Origin of the sequence: Mycobacterium sp., from assembly GCF_050701675.1 — a bacterium.
Taxonomy (GTDB): Bacteria; Actinomycetota; Actinomycetes; order Mycobacteriales; family Mycobacteriaceae; genus Mycobacterium.
The window spans coordinates 1-2,497 of sequence record NZ_JBOGDD010001316.1 but is presented as its reverse complement, the minus strand read 5'-3'; the positions used below and the strand labels follow the sequence as shown (position 1 = coordinate 2,497).

Below are 2,497 nucleotides of genomic sequence, written 5' to 3'. Positions count from 1 at the left end.
CCTCAGGCGCGATGAGCGCTACTTCGCCGACAAGTTCGACCATGAGTAGCGCTACTGCTGGATAGGCATCCGGGATGATTGTATTACGATTGATAGGGAGTTTTCAGAGTCGTAACGTAATATTCCTGGTGGGAAACGGTTGCGTAACACATTTCGTATACAAATTGCTCAGCGCGATTTCAGTCAGGGACGACTAGAGGTCGGCTCGCCGACGCAACCGTTGTCGGTGTCGACTCACCCACCCGGAGTCCGACATGTCCCTCCCCCGCACGAAGACCGATGCTCTTCCATCCGAGTTCAACCCGACTCCCCGCAAGACCAGCCCCGAGACCACGGACGCTGCCGCTTCCCCAGGTCTCACCGCAGCCCTGGACCGCATCGGCTTCGGCCGAGTCCAGGCCGCGCTCATCCTGCTTCTGATGGCCGGATTGTTCTTCGACTCCCTCGAGCAGAACTCCACCGGCGCGATGGGCCCCCTGCTGAAGGACTCCTTCGGCATCGGCAACGCCGAGCTGACGATGATCAACACGGCGACGGTGATCGGCGGACTGGTCGGGCGCCTCATCGGCGGTTACCTCGCCGACCGCTGGGGACGACGCGCCGCGCTGAGCCTCAACCTGCTGGTCTACACCCTTGGCGGACTGATCAGCGCCGTCGCCGTCAACTACGAGATGCTGTTGGCCAGTCGGTTCATCGTCGGCATCGGCCTTGGCGGCGAATTCACCGTCGGCCTGGCGATCCTGGCCGAAATCGTCGCGACCCGGCACCGCGGCTCACTGCTCGCGACGCTCAACATCTCCTCCGGCGGCATCGGCAACATCGCCTCCTTCGGTTTCTTCTGGCTGGTGCTCGGGCCACTCAATGGAGTCCTCGGCGGCAACGACACCGCGTGGCGCTGGACCTACGTGATCCTGGCCGTCCCCGCCGTACTGGTCGTCTTCTTCCGCCGCTACCTGCCCGAGTCGCCACGCTTCCTGCTGTCCAAGGGCCGCATCGAGGACGCCAACAAGAGCCTGACGCGATTGGGCAGCGGAAGCATCACCGCGCTGCGCAAGCCCGGCATCACGAAGCAGTACGTCACCGCGGCCGACATCCCCGTTCCGGTCAAGAGCAGCTACGCCGAGGTGTTCAAGGGCCAGAACCTCAAGCGCACCGCCGCGATCGGCGCAGCATCGTGGATGTCGTTCGGCGCCCAGGTCACCCTGCTGTTTCTGATGCCCATCCTGCTGGTGTCGCGCGGCTACTCACTGTCCGACTCGCTGGCATTCACCATGATCATGAACATCGGGTCGCTGTTCGGCGCCTGCGCGGCCTCGTACCTGGCAGGCAAGGCGCCACGGCGGCTGACGGTGAGCATCGCCGCAGTGCTGGGCTGCGTCTCGGCCATCTGCTTCGCATCGTTCGCCAACTCGACGGCGTTGATCCTGGTACTGGGCATGATCTTCCAGTTCTTCACCATGATGCTGAACACCATGCTGTCGGTCTGGTCACCAGAGCTGTTCCCGACCTCGGTGCGGGCCATGGGCACCTCCGTGGTCAACGGGATCGGCAACGTTGCGGGCGCCGTCATGCCGTTCGCCGCCCTATTCTTCTTCGACCGCGCAGGCGTCGCAGGCGTGTTCGCCATGATCGCCGTCATGTACGCACTCCTCGTCGTCGCCGCGCACTTCGGCCCCGAAACGTTCGGCAAGCCGCTCGAGGCCGTCACCGAGAAGCCCGTCCTTGCGCACGCCGCTTGAACCCACACCCACAACAGATGAGGAAGTACCGAACATGTTGACGCTCAACATCTCCGCCACGGCGCACGGCCTGAACTACCTTCCGGAGTACTACGCCGATCACCTCGGATTGTTCGCCGACCGCGACCTGTTGGTCACGGCGACCGCCAAGGATCCCTGGACCGGCGTGCTCGACGACCTCGACAGCGGTGCCGCCGACGTCGCGCTCGGCGGCCTGTGGGTACCCGCCATGTACGCAGGCACACCGCGCAAGCTGTCCGTCTTCGCTCAGGTCAACCACCAGTTCCCCAAGGCTCTGGTGACCCGCACGCCTCTCCCGGACTTCGCGTGGTCCGACCTGGTCGGTCAAACGGTGCTCGCACCGGGCATCGGAGGCAGCGCACCCTACGCCTTCACGGCGGGACTGGTCCGGGAGTCCGGCGTCGATCCTGCGTCGATCACGTGGCTGCGTGACTTGTCCACGCCGATGTTCGTCGAGTTGTTCGAGGCCGGCCTCGGCGACGCGATCGTGCTGGACCACACCAATGCGGAAGCCATGCAGCACAGGGGAACCGGATTCCTTGCCAACGACTACGCCGTCACCGGCGGACTGGGCCCCAACAGCGTGTACTACTGCCGCACGGACCGGGTCGAGGAACTTCTCGACCGCCTGGTGCGATTCACGTCCGCGCTCGGCGAGTCGATGCAGCTGATGAAGTCGGTGACAGTTGCCGAGCTTCGACCGGTACTCGACGCCCACTGGCCGACCATGCCTGCGC

General features: G+C 64.5%; 2 protein-coding genes. Both read left to right on the top strand.

Translation table 11 applies throughout. From position 1 onward, the window contains the following. The first annotated feature begins 254 nt into the window (after positions 1–254). Positions 255–1,739 (top strand): MFS transporter, encoded by a 1,485-nt coding sequence (locus tag ACRDUX_RS40615; RefSeq protein WP_526423175.1) that lies wholly within the window; start codon positions 255–257, stop codon positions 1,737–1,739. Positions 1,740–1,773: 34 nt separating this feature from the next. Next, positions 1,774–2,497 (top strand): ABC transporter substrate-binding protein (locus ACRDUX_RS40610; protein WP_526423173.1); only part of this gene is annotated, 724 nt, incomplete at its 3' end.